The 18612-nt window shown below is 69.7% G+C and carries 16 protein-coding genes; 9 read left to right on the plus strand and 7 right to left on the minus strand.

What is annotated here, in order from left to right; translation table 11 throughout:
* Positions 1-137 precede the first annotated feature (137 nt).
* Positions 138-1391, plus strand: coding sequence for an FAD-dependent oxidoreductase (locus tag F8178_RS16470; RefSeq protein WP_317495709.1), 1254 nt, complete (start codon positions 138-140; stop codon positions 1389-1391).
* Between the two features lie 50 nt (positions 1392-1441).
* On the opposite strand, the gene F8178_RS16475 is transcribed toward F8178_RS16470, so the two are convergent.
* Both F8178_RS16475 and F8178_RS16480 read right to left on the minus strand, forming a co-directional pair.
* On the minus strand, positions 1442-2083 hold the full coding sequence (locus F8178_RS16475) for an alpha/beta fold hydrolase (protein ID WP_317495710.1): 642 nt from the start codon (positions 2081-2083) through the stop codon (positions 1442-1444).
* Between the two features lie 196 nt (positions 2084-2279).
* Complete coding sequence (locus F8178_RS16480; protein WP_317495711.1) at positions 2280-3473, minus strand: ROK family protein; 1194 nt, start codon at positions 3471-3473, stop codon at positions 2280-2282.
* 150 nt (positions 3474-3623) lie between these two features.
* Between F8178_RS16480 and zwf the strand changes: the two genes are divergently transcribed.
* The 6 genes from zwf (at position 3624) to F8178_RS16510 (ending at position 10772) form a co-directional block, all read left to right on the plus strand.
* Positions 3624-5111, plus strand: coding sequence for a glucose-6-phosphate dehydrogenase (zwf, locus tag F8178_RS16485; RefSeq protein ID WP_317495712.1), 1488 nt, complete (start codon positions 3624-3626; stop codon positions 5109-5111).
* Between the two features lie 86 nt (positions 5112-5197).
* Positions 5198-7024, plus strand: a complete 1827-nt coding sequence (gene edd, locus F8178_RS16490) for a phosphogluconate dehydratase (RefSeq protein WP_317495738.1) — start codon at positions 5198-5200, stop codon at positions 7022-7024.
* 26 nt (positions 7025-7050) lie between these two features.
* A complete protein-coding gene (eda, locus tag F8178_RS16495; RefSeq protein ID WP_317495713.1) occupies positions 7051-7692 on the plus strand; it encodes a bifunctional 4-hydroxy-2-oxoglutarate aldolase/2-dehydro-3-deoxy-phosphogluconate aldolase in 642 nt (213 codons plus the stop codon).
* A gap of 39 nt (positions 7693-7731) precedes the next feature.
* Positions 7732-8841 (plus strand): CapA family protein, encoded by a 1110-nt coding sequence (locus F8178_RS16500; protein WP_317495714.1) that lies wholly within the window; start codon positions 7732-7734, stop codon positions 8839-8841.
* 228 nt (positions 8842-9069) lie between these two features.
* Positions 9070-10608, plus strand: coding sequence for a sodium-dependent transporter (locus F8178_RS16505; RefSeq protein ID WP_317495715.1), 1539 nt, complete (start codon positions 9070-9072; stop codon positions 10606-10608).
* Positions 10608-10772, plus strand: a complete 165-nt coding sequence (locus F8178_RS16510; protein ID WP_317495716.1) for a methionine/alanine import family NSS transporter small subunit — start codon at positions 10608-10610, stop codon at positions 10770-10772. The genes F8178_RS16505 and F8178_RS16510 overlap by 1 nt, the downstream gene beginning before the upstream one ends.
* An 84-nt stretch (positions 10773-10856) precedes the next feature.
* Here the strand turns inward: F8178_RS16510 and F8178_RS16515 are convergent, their stop codons facing one another.
* Entirely contained in the window at positions 10857-11846 is a 990-nt protein-coding gene (locus F8178_RS16515; protein WP_317495739.1) for an LLM class flavin-dependent oxidoreductase, read from the minus strand.
* 180 nt (positions 11847-12026) lie between these two features.
* Here F8178_RS16515 and F8178_RS16520 point away from each other — a divergent pair, with 180 nt between their 5' ends.
* Both F8178_RS16520 and F8178_RS16525 read left to right on the plus strand, forming a co-directional pair.
* Positions 12027-13013: a helix-turn-helix domain-containing protein gene (locus F8178_RS16520; RefSeq protein WP_317495717.1), complete on the plus strand. Its 987-nt coding sequence runs from the start codon at positions 12027-12029 to the stop codon at positions 13011-13013.
* 38 nt (positions 13014-13051) lie between these two features.
* Complete coding sequence (locus F8178_RS16525) at positions 13052-13648, plus strand: TetR/AcrR family transcriptional regulator (RefSeq protein ID WP_317495718.1); 597 nt, start codon at positions 13052-13054, stop codon at positions 13646-13648.
* Between the two features lie 38 nt (positions 13649-13686).
* Here the strand turns inward: F8178_RS16525 and F8178_RS16530 are convergent, their stop codons facing one another.
* The 4 genes from F8178_RS16530 to F8178_RS16545 all read right to left on the minus strand — a co-directional run bounded on the left by F8178_RS16530 (position 13687) and on the right by F8178_RS16545 (position 18538).
* The gene (locus F8178_RS16530; RefSeq protein ID WP_317495719.1) at positions 13687-14319 is read right to left on the minus strand and encodes a TetR/AcrR family transcriptional regulator; all 633 of its coding nucleotides are present in this window, start codon (positions 14317-14319) and stop codon (positions 13687-13689) included.
* Positions 14316-15152 carry an NAD(P)-dependent oxidoreductase gene (locus F8178_RS16535; protein ID WP_317495720.1) on the minus strand — a complete coding sequence of 279 codons (837 nt, stop codon included), beginning with the start codon at positions 15150-15152 and terminating at the stop codon, positions 14316-14318. Before F8178_RS16535 ends, F8178_RS16530 begins: the two co-directional genes overlap by 4 nt.
* 66 nt (positions 15153-15218) lie before the next feature.
* Positions 15219-16400, minus strand: coding sequence for an acyl-CoA dehydrogenase family protein (locus F8178_RS16540; protein ID WP_317495721.1), 1182 nt, complete (start codon positions 16398-16400; stop codon positions 15219-15221).
* Positions 16397-18538, minus strand: coding sequence for a biotin carboxylase N-terminal domain-containing protein (locus tag F8178_RS16545; RefSeq protein WP_317495722.1), 2142 nt, complete (start codon positions 18536-18538; stop codon positions 16397-16399). The genes F8178_RS16540 and F8178_RS16545 overlap by 4 nt, the downstream gene beginning before the upstream one ends.
* Between the last annotated feature and the right edge of the window lie 74 nt (positions 18539-18612).

Below are 18612 nucleotides of genomic sequence, written 5' to 3' on the forward strand. Positions count from 1 at the left end.
TTCCGGTGCCGCACCGATCGGGGGACGCCGCTGTCGGCGCGATCCACCGGTGATGGGCTTTCCCCGGATGGGTCCCTGCTCGATCATGGGGTGGTCATCCGGCGGGAATGCCACACGGCGGGAGGTGTCCGGTCAGCATGCGTCCAGCGGAGACGGTCGCCGTGGTCGGCGGCGGGATCGCGGGGCTGGCGGTGGCGTGGTTCCTGCGCGCTCGCGGCGTCGCAATCACCGTCTACGAGCGCGATCGGGTGGGTGCGGGCGCATCGTGGGGCAATGCCGGGTGGCTCACCCCGCCGTTCGCCGTACCGCTTCCCTCGCCAGCCACACTGCGTGCCGGCCTGTCGGGTCTGCTGTCCCGCTACGCACCGCTATCCGTGCCTGCACCGACACGCCCCGGAACGCTGCGCTTCCTCACCGCGCTCGCCCGGCACTGCACCGAGTCGCGCTGGCAGGCGAGCATGGCGGCAGTGGCCGAGCTCAACCGCCGTGCGCTCGCGGCGCACGATCGGCTGGTCCCTGGTGAGCCGGGCAGCGACTCCGGAAACGGTACGGAACCGGCGACGTCGGCTCTCGTCGCGCTCCGCTCGCCCGCCGAGCGCGAGACGATACTCGCCGAGCTGGCGCGGGTGCGTGCCGCGGGCCAGCCGGTGGAGTTCGAAGTCGTCGACGGCCGTGCCGCGCGGCATCGTCACCCGCTGCTCACCCCGGCCGTGACGGCCGCCGTGGTGCTGCACCGGCAACGCTTCGTCGAGCCGGGTAGATACCTGGACTCGCTGGCAGGCAACCTGCGCCGGGCGGGAGGAACCATCGCGACCGGGGTCGAGGTCCGTGCGGTCCACGACACCGGTACGGGGGTACGGCTGCTGACCTCCTGCGGTACCGCCCACGCCGATGCCGCGGTGTTGGCTGGCGGGGCCGAGCTCGGTGCGCTGGCCCGACCATTCGGGGTGCGCATGCCGGTGCATGCCGGGCGCGGCTACAGCTTCAGCGTGGCTTGCGAGCATCTGCCGCGCACGCCGGTGTACTTTCCCGGCAGCAAGCTCGTGTTCACGCCGATGGGTGACCGGTTGCGGGTCGCCGGGCTGATGGAGTTCCAAGCACCGGATGCCCCGCTCGATCGGCGCAGGGTCGCAGGCATGGTGCGCGCCGCACGCCCGCTTGTCGGCGACATCGACTGGAGCGGCAGGATCGAGGAGTGGGTCGGGTCTCGTCCCTGCACGGCGGACGGCTTGCCGCTGGCCGGTCCTACCCGCTCGGCGCGGGTGTTCGTCGCGGGCGGGGCCGGCATGTGGGGCATGACGCACGGACCGGTCACCGGCGAGCTGCTGGCGGAGACCGTCGCCTCCGGTACACCACAGCCCGAGTTGGCCCCGTTTCACCCGCTGCGGTGAGGCACGGGCAGGCACTGTGCCGAAACAGCCGCCGGGCCGCACATCCCCGCCTACTGGAGGTGCTGGCTGAACCAGTCCCCCGCGCACTTGGCAACCTGCTCCAGCGCACCCGAATCGTCCAGCAGCCGCACGGACTCGGGAATCGTCCACACCTCGTGGGCGACCATCAGCTTGGCCGCGCTGCGGTTGAGCTCCCGGATGTGCTCGTCGCTGTCATCGACGATGAACAGGGTGGCAGCGCGAACCCGCGACAGCGCCGTGGCACCTGCCAGCTCAGGACGGCCTCCGCGCGAGACGACCGCGCGCACCAGTTGCGGCTGTCGTGCGGCAGCGGCCAGCGCCACCGCGGCGCCGCGTGCCGAACCGAACAGGCCGACCGGCAGACCGTGGGAACCCCGGCCGATGTTCACCTTGCCGAGGACGTGTGCCAGGCGAGCCGCCAGGAACTCGACGTTGAGCCGGTACGTCCCGGTGCGTGCGTCGACGCGCTCCTCGTCCCTGCCGAGCAGGTCGATCAGCAGCGTGGTGAACCCCTCTCGTTGCAGCCCGCGCGCCATCGCCCGGTTGCGCGGGCTGTGCCGTGAGCTACCCGATCCCTGGGTGAGCACCACGAGCCCGGTTGGCCTGCTCGCGGAGAAGACGGTGCCCTGCAGCGTCACTCCGCCGACGTCCACGCTGAGCGGAAAGACCATGGCGACGTACCTCCCAGCCGCTCCGACCAGACGTCGCCACGCAGGCGAGCGTCACGATAGTTCCCCTCGTCTAGTGTGGACCTCCAGGTTTCCACGATGACCGATCATAGCCGCATTTCACAAGGCAGTGACCCGGGTGGAGTAGCGTCGCTCGTGCCGTGGTCACGCCGCGCGTCCGGGTGTGCACCAGCCCGGTTCACGATCCGGCCGCCGCGCCGTGACGCGCGATCACGGCATCGACCGCGCGGGGCGAGAGCACGGCTTCCAGCGCCATCACCGCCGATGCGGTGATCCCGGCGCGGTCGTCCTGCACGCTCGGCTCGATGGACAGCCCGCGGGTGGCCATCGCCGTCGACCTCCGGTAGATCATCTCCCGCGCGCCTGCCAGCAGCGGTTCGTGTGCGTGGGCGAGGTCCCCGCCCAGCACGATCAGACCGGGGTTCAGCAGGTTCACCGCCCCTGCCAGCACGTCGCCGAGCAACCGCCCAGCCTCGCGGACCAGCCGGGTGGCATCGGGATCGCCCGCACGGACCAGTTCCGCCACGTCCCTGGTGTCACTGATCCGGTAACCGAGCGCGGTCAGTTCCCTGGCCAGCGCCCAGCCGCTGGCACCGGCTTCGAGGCAACCGCTGTCACCGCACCGGCACGTGATCCCTTCAGCACCGGATACCTTGATGTGCCCGATCTCGCCCGCGGCCCCCAACGCGCCACGACGCAACCCCCCGCCGCTGATCACCCCCGCGCCGATGCCGGTAGAGGCCTTGACGAAAAGCAGGTCTGTTGCGTCACGATGCCTGCGCTGCTCGGCGAGCGCCAGCGCGTTGACGTCGTTGTCCACCACGACCGGGGCCGCGAAGTGCCGGGAGAAGTAGTCGGTGACCGGGACGTCGCCCCAGCCGGGCAACACCGGCGGTGTGACGGTACGGCCGGTGGCCACGTCCACCGCGCCCGGGATGCTTGCCCCGATCCCCCAGACCCGGTCGGCGGGACAGCCCTCATCGGCCATCAGCCGGGCGAGCTCCTCGGCCACGGTGCGCAGCACCACGTCGGCGCCGTCGCCCAGGTCGACCGTGAGACCGCGTTCGGCGCGCACTCCTGCCGCCAGGTCGCAGACGGCGACCTGGGCACGGCTACCGCCGAGGGCGGCCGCTAGCACTGCCCCGCCACCGGCATCGAACTCCAGTCGCGCGGGCGGTCTGCCACCGGTGGAGCCGCCGTCGGCACGCTCCCTGACCAGCCCCGCAGCGAGCAGTTGCTCGACCCGGAGCGTCACCGCGGTACGCGACAGGCCGGTCAGCCTGCCCAATCCCGCACGGGTGTCGGCGGCACCGTCGCGGATCAGCTCGAACACCTCGCCGGTCGACGGTGTTCCCGGTGGGGTTCTCCGCATACCCCGATTCACCCCGCTCTCGGTTTCCCTGCCCGGCGCTGCGGGCTCCATCGCACACTAACGCATCGAAAATGCAAAAGTATGCTTGATTATGTACCTAAGTCTACGTACGCTGGGAAGCGTGCCTCACCCCATGGAAGGACGTTCGTGATGTCAGCGATGGCCGACCTGCCGCGCATGGATCCGTGTGACGTGGTGGTCTTCGGCGGCACCGGCGATCTCGCGATGCGCAAGCTGCTTCCCGCTCTGTACCTGCGTGCCTGTGACGGCCAGATCACCTCCGACTCCCGGATCATCGCCGTGTCGCGCTCTGGTCTCGACGATGCCGGGTTCCGCGACAAGGTGGCAGCGGAACTACAGGCGGTGGTGCCCCCGTCGGCGTTCGACCAGGTGTCACTCGACCGGTTCCTGACACAGCTGCACCACATCACCGCCGACGTCGCAGGCGAGGCTCCCTTCGGCGAGCTCGCCGCGACGCTGGCCCACGGCGAGCACCGGACCCGGGTGTTCTATCTCGCCTGCGCCTCCGGGCTGTTCGGCAGGATCAGCGCGCGACTCCACGACGCGGGGCTGGTCACCGAGCGTTCCCGGGTGGTGTTGGAAAAGCCCATCGGGCACGATCTGGCTTCGGCTCGCCGGGTCAACGACGAGGTCGGTGCCGTGTTCCGGGAGGAGCAGATCTACCGGATCGACCACTACCTCGGTAAGGAGACCGTGCAGAACCTGCTCGTGCTGCGCTTCGCCAACGCGCTGCTCGAGCCACAGTGGAACTCCGCAGCGATCGACCACGTGCAGATCACGGTCAGCGAGACCATCGGCGTCGGCGGACGCGCAGGCTATTACGACAGTTCCGGCGCGCTGCGCGACATGGTGCAGAACCACCTGCTCCAGCTGGTGTGCCTGGTCGCGATGGAACCGCCGACCACGCTGGATCGGGAGGCGGTGCGCGACGAGAAGCTCAAGGTGTTGCAGGCACTGCGCCCACTGTCGGGATCGGATGTGGCATTGTGCACCACCCGGGGTCAGTACACTCCTGGCGCGGTCGACGGCATCCCCGTGCCCGGTTACCGTGACGAGCTCGACGGGGCACAGAGCACGACCGAGACGTTCACCGCACTCCGGCTCGATATCGCCAACTGGCGCTGGTCAGGAACTCCGTTCTACCTGCGGACCGGCAAGCGCATGGCCCGCCAGGCCTCCGAGATCGTGGTGCAGTTCCGCCCCGTGCCGCACTCCATCTTCCCCGGAACCGCATCCGGGATCGCACCGAACCGGTTGATCATGCGGCTGCAGCCCGACGAAGGAGTGCGGCTGCACGTCGTGACCAAGGAACCCGGACCGGGCGGCGTCCGGCTACGCCAGGTGCCGCTGAACCTCAGCTTCGCGGAAACGTTCCAGTCCCGCCTCCCCGACGCCTACGAACGCCTGCTGCTCGACGTCATCCGCGGAAACCCCACGCTGTTCATGCGCCGCGACGAGGTCGAGGCGGCATGGGCATGGACCGAGCCTGTCCTAGCAGCGTGGGCGGCCTCCGGCGAGGCACCACAGCCCTACCCGGCGGGAAGCGGAGGACCCCCCGCAGCGACGGCGTTACTCCAACGCGACGGTCGTAACTGGCACGAGGAGGATTTCCAGTGACGTCCGAGACATCTCGGCTACCGGGACCGCCCGGGACCTCCGGCACGTCCGAACCGTCCGGAACGGACCCACTGCCCGACATCGATGTGCACGTCCATCGCACCGTCGGTGATGTGACGCGGCGCATCGCCAAACGCAGCGCCAGCTCGAGGAAGCGGTACCTGGAACGCCTCGCGGCAGCCGCCAGGAAGGGTCCGGCGAGGGGCGAGCTCGGCTGCGCCAACCTGGCGCACGGCTTCGCAGGAGCTGGTGAGGTCGACAAGGACGCGCTCCGCCGCACCACCAAGCCGAACATCGCTATCGTCTCCGCCTACAACGACATGCTCTCGGCGCACAAACCGCTGGAGTCCTACCCCGCCGCGCTGAAACGCGCGGTGACCGGGGCAGGCGGCATCGCCCAGTTCGCCGGTGGCGTGCCCGCCATGTGTGACGGCATTACCCAGGGCAGAGCCGGGATGGAGCTGTCGCTGTTCAGCAGGGACGTCATCGCCATGGCGACCGCGATCGCGCTGTCCCACGACATGTTCGACGGGGCGTTGCTGCTCGGTGTCTGCGACAAGATCGTGCCGGGACTGCTGATCGGGGCGCTGTCGTTCGGGCACCTGCCAACGATCCTGGTTCCGGCCGGACCGATGACGTCAGGGCTACCGAACAACGAGAAGAGCCGCATCCGGCAGCTGCATGCCGAGGGCAAAGTCGGCCGCGAGGAGCTGCTCGACGCCGAAGCCGCCTCCTATCACAGCCCCGGCACATGCACCTTCTACGGCACGGCCAACTCCAACCAGCTGCTGATGGAAGCCATGGGGCTGCACCTGCCGGGCACGTCGTTCGTCAACCCCGACACCCCGCTACGCGATGCGTTGACCACCGCCGCGGGCGAACGGATCCCCCGCCTCACCGCGCAGGGCGAGGACCCCACCCCGATCGGCGAGGTCGTCGACGAGCGCGCCGTGGTCAACGGGGTCGTGGCGTTGCTGGCCACCGGCGGCTCGACCAACCACACCATGCACCTGGTGGCGATCGCGGCCGCGGCGGGCATCGAGCTGCGCTGGAGCGACTTCGCCGAGCTGTCGGCGGTGACCCCGCTGCTCGCGCGGATCTACCCCAACGGCCAGGCCGATGTGAACCACTTCCACGCCGCGGGCGGGATGGCGTTCGTGATCGATCAGCTGCTGGACGCCGGTTTACTGCACCCGAACACGCGCACCGTCACCGGTTCGCCGTTCGCCGAGGCCTACCGTTGCGAGCCCGCGTTGGACGACGGCGAGTTGGTGTGGCGGCAGGCCCCTCGCGACAGCCTCGACAAGACGGTGCTGCGCGGGACCGCCGACCCGTTCTCCCCGGACGGCGGGCTACGGATGCTCACCGGCAACCTCGGCGAGGCGGTGATGAAAACCTCCGCCGTGGCCCAGGAGCACCGCCTCGTCGAGGCGCCCGCACGGGTATTCGACGACCAGGAAGCATTCCTGGCGGCCTTCGATGCAGGAGAGCTCTCCGGCGATCTGGTCGCGGTGGTGCGTTTCCAGGGGCCCAGGGCCAACGGCATGCCCGAACTGCACAAGCTCACCCCGACGCTCGGTGTGTTGCAGGATAGGGGGCAACGAGTGGCGCTGGTGACCGACGGGCGCATGTCCGGGGCCTCCGGCAAGGTCCCTGCGGCGATCCACCTCACCCCTGAGGCCGCAACGGGTGGCCCGCTCGCCCTGCTGCGCGACGGGGACCCGCTGCGGCTGGACGCCGAGACCGGCATCCTGGAGGTACTGGTCGACGGCGGGGAGCTCGAGTCACGTGACCCGCGCGCCACGCCCGAGCCCGCGGTCGGCACGGGTCGCGAGCTGTTCACCGCGTTCCGGGAGGCGGTGGGTGCCGCCGACGCCGGTGCCACCGTCCTCGGCTTCGACGGTGACCGCTGACCCGGCACGCGTAGGAAAGAGGTGTCATGCCTGTCGATCACCCGTCCATCCTCGACATCGCTCCCGTCATCCCGGTCGTCGCGCTGCACGACGCCTCCGACGCCGTGCCCCTGGCTCGGGCCCTCGCCGCGGGCGGTGTGCCAATCGTCGAGGTCACCCTGCGTACTGGCGAGGCGCTGGAGGCCATCCGTCGCATCAGGAGCGAGGTCCCGGAGATCACCGCCGGTGTGGGCACGGTGACCGTCCCAGACCAGGTCACGGCGTCGGTCGATGCCGGGGCGCAGTTCCTGGTCAGCCCCGGGCAGACACCGAGACTGCTCGATGCCATGGTGGCCGCCCCCGTGCCGTTCCTACCGGGCGTGGCCACCGGTTCGGAGATCCTGGCGGTGCTGGAACGCGACCACACCGACATGAAGTTCTTCCCCGCTGCCGCCTCGGGAGGGCTGGATTACCTGAAAGCGGTGTCCGGGCCGCTACCGCAGGTGCGGTTCTGCCCAACCGGCGGCATCACCCCGGACAACGCACCGGACTACCTGGCCCAGCCCAACGTCGGCTGCGTAGGTGGTTCCTGGGTGACGCCGGAGACCGCCGTCGCCGACCGGGACTGGGCGCGTATCGAGCGACTCGCCGCCCAGGCCGCGGCGCTGCGGCAGCACTCCTCCGCGTGATGGGCACAGCCACGGCCCGCACCGGCCTATGGTGGGGGCGTGGCTGGTGAACCGGTCCGGCTGTTCCTCTGCGGCGACGTGATGCTCGGGCGGGGCATCGACCAGATCCTGCCCTATCCCGGCGAAGCCGAGCTGCGGGAAAGCTACGTGCGAGATGCCGCGCACTACGTGCGTGCCGCCGAACGCCACGCCGGGCCGCTACCGGGACATCCCGGGTTCGCGTGGCCATGGGGCGAGGCGCTTGCCGAGATCGACACGCGCGCGCCGCACGTGCGGGTGATCAACCTGGAGAACGCCGTCACCCGCGCGAGGTCCTTCTTGCCGGGTAAATCGGTGCACTACCGGATGAACCCGGACAACATACCCAGCCTTCAGGCGGTGCGCCCCGATGCCTGCGTGCTGGCCAACAACCACATCCTCGACTTCGGGGCGCGGGGGCTGCGCGAAACTCTCGCCACGCTGCGCGGTGCCGGGCTGCCCTACGCGGGTGCGGGAACCGACGCCGCTTCGGCACGCGCGGCCGTCACCGCCGATCTCGGCGCACTCGGCCGGGTCGTCGTCGCGGGTTACGGGGCAGGGTGCAGCGGGATCCCCGACAGCTGGGCCGCTACGGCACACCGTCCGGGTGTCAACATGCTGCCCGACCTGTCCGCTGCCACGGCCGCCTCTGTCGTCGACGGTCTCGCGGAGACTTCCGGTCCCGAGGACGTGGTTGTGGCCTCGATCCACTGGGGATCGAACTGGGGCTATGAGATCCCCCGCGCGCAGGTCCGCTTCGCGCACCGGCTCGTCGACGGAGGAGTGGACATCGTCCACGGCCACTCCTCGCATCACCCACGGGGCATCGAGATCTACCGCGGCCGGTTGATCCTGTACGGCTGCGGCGACTGCGTGAACGACTACGAGGGGATCCCCGGGCACGACAACTACCGTGACGTGCTGCGCCTGCTCTACTTCGCCGATCTCGAACCCCGCAACGGGCGGCTGCGGCACCTGCGGATGGTGCCGCTGCGCTCGCACCGATTGCGGCTGCGGCGCGCCACACCCGAGGAGACCCGCTGGCTGCACCGGGCACTCAGCGAAGCAAGCGCCGCCTTCCGAACGCGGGTACAGCTCGACGACGACGGAACCCTGAGTATCACCGGTTGAACGCCCCGTCCGAGCGCCCCGTCCGAGCGCTCCGGCGACGCCGCCTGGTTCGACGTCGGCCGCGGGGTGATCCCCCATGCACTCGATCGGGTAACGCACAGTATCGTCGACGGGCTGTTGCGACCCGGTGACCCCGGCGTGACCCCGGATGAGGTGACCGGGCAGGTGCTGCGGCGACGACCACGCTGAGCACTGTGCTGACGACAAGGAAGGTCAAGGAGCCGTTGTATGGCACATGAGGTCCGCGAACAATGGGCCACGCGCGCGGGGTTCCTCCTCGCCGCGATCGGATCCGCCATCGGTCTGGGTAATATCTGGCGATTCCCCTATATCGCCTATGACAGTGGCGGGGGCGCCTTTCTCGTTCCCTACCTGGTGGCGCTGCTGACCGCGGGGATCCCGCTACTCATCCTGGAGTACACGCTCGGCAACAAGTACCGCGGCTCTCCCCCGATCGCGTTCCTCCGGATGTCCCGGCCCACCCAGGTGCTGGGCTGGTGGCAGCTGGCCATCTGCTTCGTGATCGCCACCTACTACGCGGTGATCATCGCCTGGGCGGTGCGCTTCACCGGGTTCTCCTTCCAGCAGCAGTGGGGTGACGACCCGGAGGCGTTCCTGATGGGGGACTTCCTCCAGCGCGCCGAGGAGCCCGGGCTGATGCCGGACTACGTCGCCGGGGTGTTCTGGCCGCTGGTGGCCGTCTGGGTCGTCACGCTGGGCGTGCTGGCGCTCGGTGTGCGGCGCGGCATCGAGCGGGCGAACAAGATCTTCATTCCGCTGCTGGTGGTGCTGTTCGTCATCCTCGTGGGACGCGCGCTGACCCTGCCTGGCGCGGTCTCCGGACTGGACGCGCTGTTCTCCCCCGACTGGTCGGCCATCGCCGACGGTACGGTGTGGGTCGCCGCCTACGGGCAGATCTTCTTCTCGCTGTCCATCGGTTTCGGCATCATGATCACCTACGCCTCCTACCTGCGCCGCCGCACCGACCTCACCGGATCGGCGCTGGTGGCGGGCTTCGCGAACAGTTCCTTCGAGCTGCTGGCGGGTATCGGCGTGTTCGCCACGCTGGGCTTCATGGCTTTTACTGCCGGGATCGCGCTGGACGAGGTCGCCACCGACGGCATCGGCCTGGCCTTCGTGGCCTTCCCGGAGATCATCTCCAACATGCCAGCGGGTTCGCTGTTCGGTGTGCTGTTCTTCGGCGCGCTCGTGGTGGCCGGGCTGTCCTCACTGATCAGCATCGTGCAGGTGGTCATCGCCGGGGTGCGGGACCGTACCGGTATGGGCAGGGTGCCTGCCGTGCTGTGTGTCGGCGGGGCCACCGCCCTTGCCTCGGTGGTGCTGTTCCCGACCACCAACGGGCTGTACCTGCTGGATGCCGCCGACCGCTTCATCAACCAGTACGGCATCGCGCTGGCGGGACTCATCGTGGTCGTCGTGGTGTCCTGGGTGCTGCGGAAGCTCCCCGCACTGCAGCACCACGCCGATGCGTCCTCCGCTGTACGCCTCGGCTGGTGGTGGCGCCTCGCGCTCGGGGTGATCACCCCGATCGTACTGGGCTGGATGATGTGGGACAGCCTGCGCACGGAGCTTGCCGAGAACTACGAGGGATACCCGACCTGGTTCCTGCTCGTCGCCGGGTGGGGCGTGGCCATCGGCGCCATTGTCGTCGGCGTGATCCTGTCGTTGCTGCCGTGGAAGCGCGGCGGCGATAACGGCACCACCAGCGGCGCCGCCACCGACGAGAAGTCGAAAGCGAGTAACTGATGTCGATCGACGCCATCATCATGTTCATCGTCGCGATCGCCCTGATCTGGGGTGGTCTCGCGATGGCCATCATCAAACTGCGCCAGCACACCGATCCCCCGGCCGATCCCGACGACCCGGATGGCGCCGCGGGCTCGGAGAACCCCGGCGGTTCCCGAGGCTGACACGCGGGCGGCGGGCGAGCCGAAGGACTCCTCGGATACTGGATATGTACCGAAGGAGTCCTTCGGCTCGCCCACCCCTGCCGGTCAGCCAGCGAGCTTGGCCAGCAGCTCGTAGGAGCGGCGGCGGTCGGCGTGGTCATACACCATGGTCGTCACCATGAGCTCGTCGGCGCCGGTGTCGGCAAGCAACGAATCCAGCTTCGCCCTGACCGTGTCCTGGCTACCGATGAAGCCGGTGTCCAGGCGTTTGTCCACGTACTCCTTGGCTGCCGCGCTCGCGGCCATACCGCTGGCTGCCTTCGGGCTCGGCAACGGGATCGGCCGGCCCCGCCGCAGGCTCAGGTGACCCACCAGGCTCGGCAGCGCCAGCTCGCGAGCGCGTTCGTCGGTGTCGGCGCAGACCACCGAAACCCCGAGCATCACGTGCGGCCGCTCGCACGCGCTCGATGGGCGGAACGCGTCCCGGTAGGCGCGCAGTGCGGGCTCGGTATTCCTGGCGCTGAAGTGGTGCGCGAAGGCGAACGGCAGGCCCAGCCTGCCCGCCAGCGTGGCGCTGAAATCGCTGGATCCCAGCAGCCACACCGGCGGTTCGTTGCCGGGGGCGGTCACCGCGTTGACCGCCCTGCCGGGATCCGGCCGGAAATACGCCGTGAGCTCGTTGAGCTGTTGCGGGAAGTCGTCGGCGCCGCGGGTGCCGCGCACAGCCATGGCCGTCCGAGGGTCGGTCCCCGGTGCGCGCCCGATCCCCAGGTCGATCCGGCCCGGATGCAGCGCCTCCAACGTGCCGAACTGCTCGGCGACGATCAGTGGGGCGTGGTTCGGCAGCATGACGCCGCCGGAGCCGACCCTGATCCGTTCCGTCGCGGCTGCCACCTCCGCGATCAGCACCGGCGTCGCGGTGCTGGCGATGCCAGGTAGGTTGTAGTGCTCCGCGACCCAGTACCGGTGGAAGCCGAGGGCGTCGGTGTGACGCGCGAGGTCCAGCGTGTTCCGCAGCGATTGCCGTGCGCTGCCGTCCTCGGTGACCGGCGCCAGGTCGAGCACGGACAGCGGTACGTCGGAAAGTCCAGTCACATCCGGGTGCAACGTCGAGCGCGGAGCACCCGCTTCCCGCGCCCGCCGGATCGTGGCGATCTTCACCGCGACCCGGCGGCACGGCCCACGCCACCGGTGACCCACCCCGAGCGCGCGACGCGGCGTTGACAGGCCGTTACGATCGAAGCCATCGAGGCACAATCCCGGCAAGGACATCCGATGCCCGACGATCAGCTGGAGGCCCACCTCCAGCGGCTCGGGCTGGAACACCGCGTCGTCGAGCTCTACACGCGGTTGCTGCAGCTCGGGCCTGCCGACCACCAGCAGCTGGCCGAGGCGTTGGGGACGCCGGTGGCCGAGGTCCAGGAGCGGCTCGGGCTGCTGCACGACATCGGCCTGGTCACCGACACCGGATCGGACGGTGGTCAAGCCGCCCCCGTGGACCCCACGGCAGGCTTGCAGCGGCTCGCCCGTGCCCGCGAATCCGAGCTCCGCGCGGCCGAGGTCGCGGCGGTGAACGCTTACCGTTCGTTCAAGCGCTCGGTCTGGCAACACAACACCCCGGACGATCTCGTGGAGGTCATCACCGCCCCGCACGTGGCCAACCGGGTCGAGCTCGAGGAACGCGCCGCCGAGCGGGAGGTGCTGCGGTTCGACTCGCCCCCCTATTCCACGCCCTCCGGGCCGAACGAGGTCGAGGTGGCCAACCTCCGTCGTGGTGTGACCTACCGGGTGGTGTACGCCCGCGCCGCGGTGTGGCAGCCGGACTACTACTCGTCGAACATCCAGCCGTGCATCTCGGCGGGTGAACAGGCACGGGTGCTGCCGAGCGTGCCGGTCAAGCTCAGCATCTACGACGGCAGGCTCGCGATGGTCTCGCTGTCCGAGACCGGGGCCGACCTCAACCGGTCCATGCTGCTGGTGCGGCAGTCCAGCCTGCTCGACGCGTTGCACGGGCTGTTCGAGACATCGTGGCGCGCGGCACTACCGATGCATCTGGGCAGCAAGGAGCCGTCCACCCTCCGGCCGATCGAGCGGCGGATCATCGAACTGCTCGCCAGCGGCATCACCGACGCCGGCATCGCCGAGATCCTCGGCATCAGCCGAAGGACGCTCTCCCGCCACATCGAGAGCCTCACCACCCGGGCAGGGGTGGTCAGCCGGTTCCAGCTCGCGGTCTACGCCTGCCGCCACGGGTGGATCTGATCGATCACCGCACGGTGGGTGGTCGATAGGGTGAGGCCATGTCTCGCCTGACCCGAGCGGAAAGCCAAGCACGGACCCGTGAGCAACTCGTCGCTACCGCGAAGGAGTTGTTCCTCGCCGAGGGGTACTGGGCCACGTCCCTGGAGAAAGTCGCCGAAGCCGCTGGCTACTCCAAGGGCGCGGTGTACTCGAACTTCCGGAACAAGGACGAGCTCTGCCTCGCGGTGCTCGATGCGATCCACGCCGAACAGGCGTCGCGGATCGGGCGTGCGATCGCGGGCAAGCACACCCTGGAAGATCTGCTCGACGGGTTCGAGCGGTGGGCCGAGGAAACCATCGGCGACCAGCGCTGGACCGCGCTGGAAGTGGAGTTCGCCACCAACGTCCGCCGGGACGAGCGGCTCCGCGACGAGCTCGCACGCCGCGATCTGGCCATCCGCGAAGGGTTGGCGGAGCTCATCACGTCCTCCCTCGAGGAGTTCGACGTCGAGCTGCCGATGCCCGCCGACGACGTGGCGACCGCGCTGCTGAGCCTCGGTATCGGTCTCGGGGTGCAGCGCGCCATCGATCCCGGCATACCGGTGCGGGTGCTGACCAACACCATGCGTGCCATGCTCGGGCTGCCGCAACGGTGAGCCGCGCGGCGGGCGGGCGTCTCGGCGCGCGCCGGTAGTCAGCCGGTGTCGGCGACGGCCGCGCTCAAGGCGGGTTCGATCAGCGCGCTCCACTGCTTGGCGATCTTGCGCCGCCGTGCCGAGTCGTCACTGAGCAGGTTCGCCAGTCCGAGGCCGCGCGCCAGGTCCAGGGTGGCTTGCACAGTCTCCCGCACCCCGGGAACGGTCTCGTCAACGCCGAACAACGCCACCGCCGTCCGGTGCGCTTCCCTACCCACCTGCGCTTCCAGCGGGCGTACCAGCGCGCCCAGCTGCTGGTCGGTGGACGCGGCGACCCACAGGTGCAGCGCCGCCCGGAACGTCGGTCCCGTGTAGAGGTCCAGCAGCATCTCCACCACCACCTCGGTGCGCAGCGGCCCGGCGGGCAGCGAGGACGCCTTGTCAGCCAGCTCGCTGACCTGTACCTCGGAGATATGCTGCACGGCCGCGCTGACCAGATCCTCCCGCGTCGGGAAGTGGTGTTGCGCCGCACCCCGGGACACGCCAGCGCGCTCGGCGACGACCGCGACGGTGGTCCGCGTCCACCCCAGCTCGGGCAGGCAGGATGCCGCCGCTTCCAGCAGCCTGCGGCGGGTCGTCCTGCTGCGCTCCTGCTGCGGTCTGCGCACCGCCTGCGGGTCGCTGACGCTCATGACGCCGGTTCCACCCAGAAGTCCAGTTGCAGGTCCTCCTCCCGCTCGGCGAGCCGGTAGCGGGAGAAGTCCGTGACGCCTTCGGCCGCGAGTACCTCGTCGTCGATGAAGAACCGGCCGGTGACCTCGGTGCTGGGCTTGGTCAGCACCGCGTGGGCGGCGTCGGCCATGATCTCCGGGGAGCGGGACTGGGAGGCCAGCTCGGCACCGACCACGTTACGAATCGCGGCGGTGTCGATCGTGGTACGGGGCCACAGCGAGTTCGCCGCGATCCCGTCGGCGCGCAGCTCCTCCGACAATCCGAGCGTGACGAGGCTCATGCCGTACTTGGCGATGGTGTAGGCGGTGCCCACCGTGCCGAACCATTTCGGGTCGAGGCTGATGGGCGGGGACAACGTCAACACGTGCGGGTTGGCGGCCTGGCGCAGGTACGGAATGCAGGACTGCGACAGCAGGAACGAGCCACGGGTGTTGATGTCCTGCATCAGGTCGTAGCGCTTCATGCCGATGTGCTCGGTGGCGGTGAGATCGATGGCGCTGGCGTTGTTGACCACGATGTCGATACCGCCGAACCGTTCCACGACCTGCGCCACCGCCGAGCGCACCGCCTCGTCGTCACGGATGTCGCCCACGATCGGCAACGCCTGCCCGCCTGCCTGCTCCACTTTCTCGGCCGCGGTGAAGATCGTGCCAGGGAGTTTCGGGTGGGGTTCGGCCGTCTTGGCGATCATCGCGACGTTCGCGCCGTCCGCGGCGGCACGCAGCGCGATGGCCTCGCCGATCCCCCTGCTTCCACCGGACATGATCAGTGTCCGTCCTGCGAGCCCGCTCATCACCTTCGCCCTTTCGTGTCGACGCTTGTCTCCCTCGTCGACCGGTTCCTGCCTGCGCAGGAGCGGTCAGTAAGACTTGGGCAGGCCGAGGCTGTGCTGCGCGACGAAGTTCAACACCATCTCGCGGCTGACGGGAGCGATCCGGCCGACCCGTGTCGCAGCGATCATCGCACCCAGCCCGTACTCCCTCGCCAGCCCGTTCCCGCCGTGGGTCTGCACCGCCTGATCGACCGAGCGCACCGCCGCTTCGGCGGCGGCGTACTTCGCCATGTTGGCGGCCTCGCCCGCTCCCATATCATCCCCAGCGTCGTACAGCGCGGCGGCCTTCTGGGTCATCAGCTTGGCCAGCTCGATCTCGATCTTGATCTCCGCGAGCGGGTGCGCGATGCCCTGGTGTGCCCCGATCGGGGTCCCCCATACCTCGCGCTGCTGGGCGTAGGCGGTGGCCCGGTCCAGCGCGAGCCTGGCGATCCCCAGCGAGAACGCGGCTCCCATGATCCGTTCCGGGTTCAACCCGGCGAACAGCTGGGCGATGGCGGCGTCCTCCGAGCCAACCAGCGCGTTGGCAGGCAGCGAGATCTCGTCGAAGAACAGGCTGAACTGCTTGTCCGCCGACACCAGATCCATCTCGATCGGTTTGGCTTCCAGCCCGGGGCTGTCGGTGGGCACGATGAACAGCGCCGGCTTGAGCTTGCCGGTCCGCGCATCCGTGGTCCGCGCCACCACCAGCACCGCGTCGGCCTCGTCCACCCCGGAGATGAACACCTTCTGGCCGGACAGCACCCAGCGGTCGGTCTCCCGGCGTGCGGTGGTCGTGATGTTGTGCGCGTTCGACCCCGCGTCCGGCTCGGTGATGGCGAACGCCATCCGGACCTCACCGGTGGCGAAACCGGGCAGCCAGGTGTTGCGCTGCGCATCTGTGCCGAACCGCGAGATCACCGTGGCGCAGATCGCGGGCGAGACCACCATCAGCAACATGGGTGTGCCCGCGGCGCAGAACTCCTCGCATACCGCGGCGAGGTCGCCGATGCCGCCCCCGCCGCCGCCGTATTCCTCCGGTACGGCGACCCCCATGTAACCGAGCTCGCCCGCGGCGTTCCACAACTCGTTGGTGTGCCCCCCGCTGCGTGCCTTGCCCAGGTAGTACTCGTGACCGTAGGAGCGTCCCAGCTCCGACACCGCCTGGCGCAGCGCCACCCGCTCCTCCGGTTCGGTGAAGAGCGGTCCCGCGCTCATGGCTGTACTCATGTCTCGCTCGCCTCCTCGTTCCCGGCGTTGCCGGCACTGCTTGCGTTGCCTGCCATGTCTCGGCTCTCGCCGCCCGCACCATCTGCGCCGCTCGCGCTCGCTGCCTCATCAGGCGGCCGGACCACGGCGAGCACCGCGCCGAGATCGACCTGATCGCCCGTTGACACGTTGAGTTCGGACACCACGCCGTCGGTGGGTGCGGTGATCTGATGTTCCATCTTCATCGCCTCCAGCCACAGCACCGGCTGGCCGGCCTCGACCCGGTCGCCCGTGGCCACGGCCACCCGCAACACCGCTCCCGGCATGGGGGCCAGCATCGATCCCTCGCTGACCGCGGCCTCCGGGTCGGCGAATCGCGGCATCCTGCGCAGCGTCACCGGACCGAACGGCGAGTCGACACACACCGCCTCGCCGTAACGGGCGACCTCGAACACCCGCCGCACCCCGTCGACGACCAGGGTGACCCGGTCCCCGCGAGCCTCGACGAGCTCGATGCCGGGATAGCCCTCGGCGTGCAGGCCGGTACGCGTCATCCGGTAGGCGATCTCGTAGGTGGGCTCCCCGTCGCCGTGACCGTGGTAGCTGGTGTAGCTCTTGTACTGTGGCTGCGAAGGCAGGTTGCGCCAGCCGCTGGGCAGCCCGGACAGCACCGCGGCGCCGTCCCTGTTGTGCCGTGCCTCCGCCAGCGCCGCGGCCAGCGCCGACAGCCGGTGCGCCCGCTCGCCTGCCAGCGGTGTCGCCAGTGTGAACAACCCGTGGCGGGAGAAGAAGGACGTGTCGGTCTCGCCTGCGAGGAACGCGGGATGCCGCAGCACGTTCACCAGCACATCCCGGTTGGTCGCCACGCCGTGGAGGGTGGCGCCGCTCAACGAGGCGGCGAGCATGCGCGCCGCCTCGGCCCGCGTCGGTGCCCACGCGATGACCTTGGCCAGCATCGGGTCGTACTGCACACCCACCGTCGACCCGCTGTCCACACCGGAATCGACACGCACCCCGTAAGCGCGCGGGACGGTGAATTCGGCGACCGACCGGCCGAAGCCGAAGCGGTGCACCGTACCGCTCTGCGGCTGCCACTCCGCTTCACCACCCGAGTCGACCACGGTCTCGGCGTACAGCCGGACCTCGATCGCGTGCCCTCGTGGCCGATGCTGCCGCGCGGGCGGGTCGGGCAACGGGTGCCCCTCTGCGATGCGGACCTGCTCGGCGACCAGGTCGATCCCGGTGGTGCACTCGGTGACCGGGTGCTCGACCTGCAGGCGCGTGTTCATCTCGAGGAAGAAGAACTCCCCGTCGTCGGTGGCGAGGAACTCCACGGTCCCGGCCCCCCGGTAGTCGATCGCCTTGGCTGCCTTGCTCGCGGCGTCGAACAGCTCGGCGCGCATGGTCTCGTCGACCAGCGGTGACGGCGCTTCCTCCACGACCTTCTGGTGCCTGCGCTGGATCGAGCATTCCCGCTCGCCGACCGGCCACACCGCACCGTGCTCGTCGGCGAGGATCTGCACCTCGATGTGGCGTCCTGTGGCCACGTAGCGTTCGCAGAACACGGTCGCGTCACCGAAGGCGGATCCGGCCTCGGCCTCGGCTCCCGCCAGCGCTTCGGCGAGCTGGTCGAGCCGGTGCACCACCCGCATGCCGCGGCCGCCGCCGCCCGCGGAGGCCTTCACCAGCACCGGCAGCTCGGCCTCGGTCACCTCATCGGGATCGAGCTCGGCCAGCACGGGCACCCCGGCCTCGGCCATGATCCGCTTGGACTCCACCTTGGACCCCATCGCCTCGATGGCGGCGGGCGGCGGCCCGATCCAGGTCAGCCCGGCGTCGGCCACGGCGCGGGCGAACTCGGCGTTCTCCGACAGGAAGCCGTAGCCGGGGTGAACGGCGTCGGCTCCGCCCGCGCGGGCGGCCTCGATCAGCAGATCGTGGCGCAGGTAGGTCTCCGAGGGAGCCTGCCCCGCCAACCGTACGGCCGCGTCGGCCTCGTCCACGTGCGGCGAGTCCGCGTCGGCGTCCGAGTACACCGCGACCGTCGAGATCCCCAGCGCGCGGCAGGTGGCGAACACGCGGCGCGCGATCTCGCTCCGGTTGGCCACGAGCACGTTGGTGATCTGGTTGACCGTCCCGGCAGGTGGTTGGCTGCTCATAGCGTCCGTCCTCGCAGTGTCAGCGGGCACATCGTGTCCGTCCGCGCGCCCGATCCCGTCGACAGTTCGTCTCC

Source organism: Haloechinothrix sp. LS1_15 (assembly GCF_033042135.1).
Taxonomy (GTDB): Bacteria; Actinomycetota; Actinomycetes; order Mycobacteriales; family Pseudonocardiaceae; genus Haloechinothrix.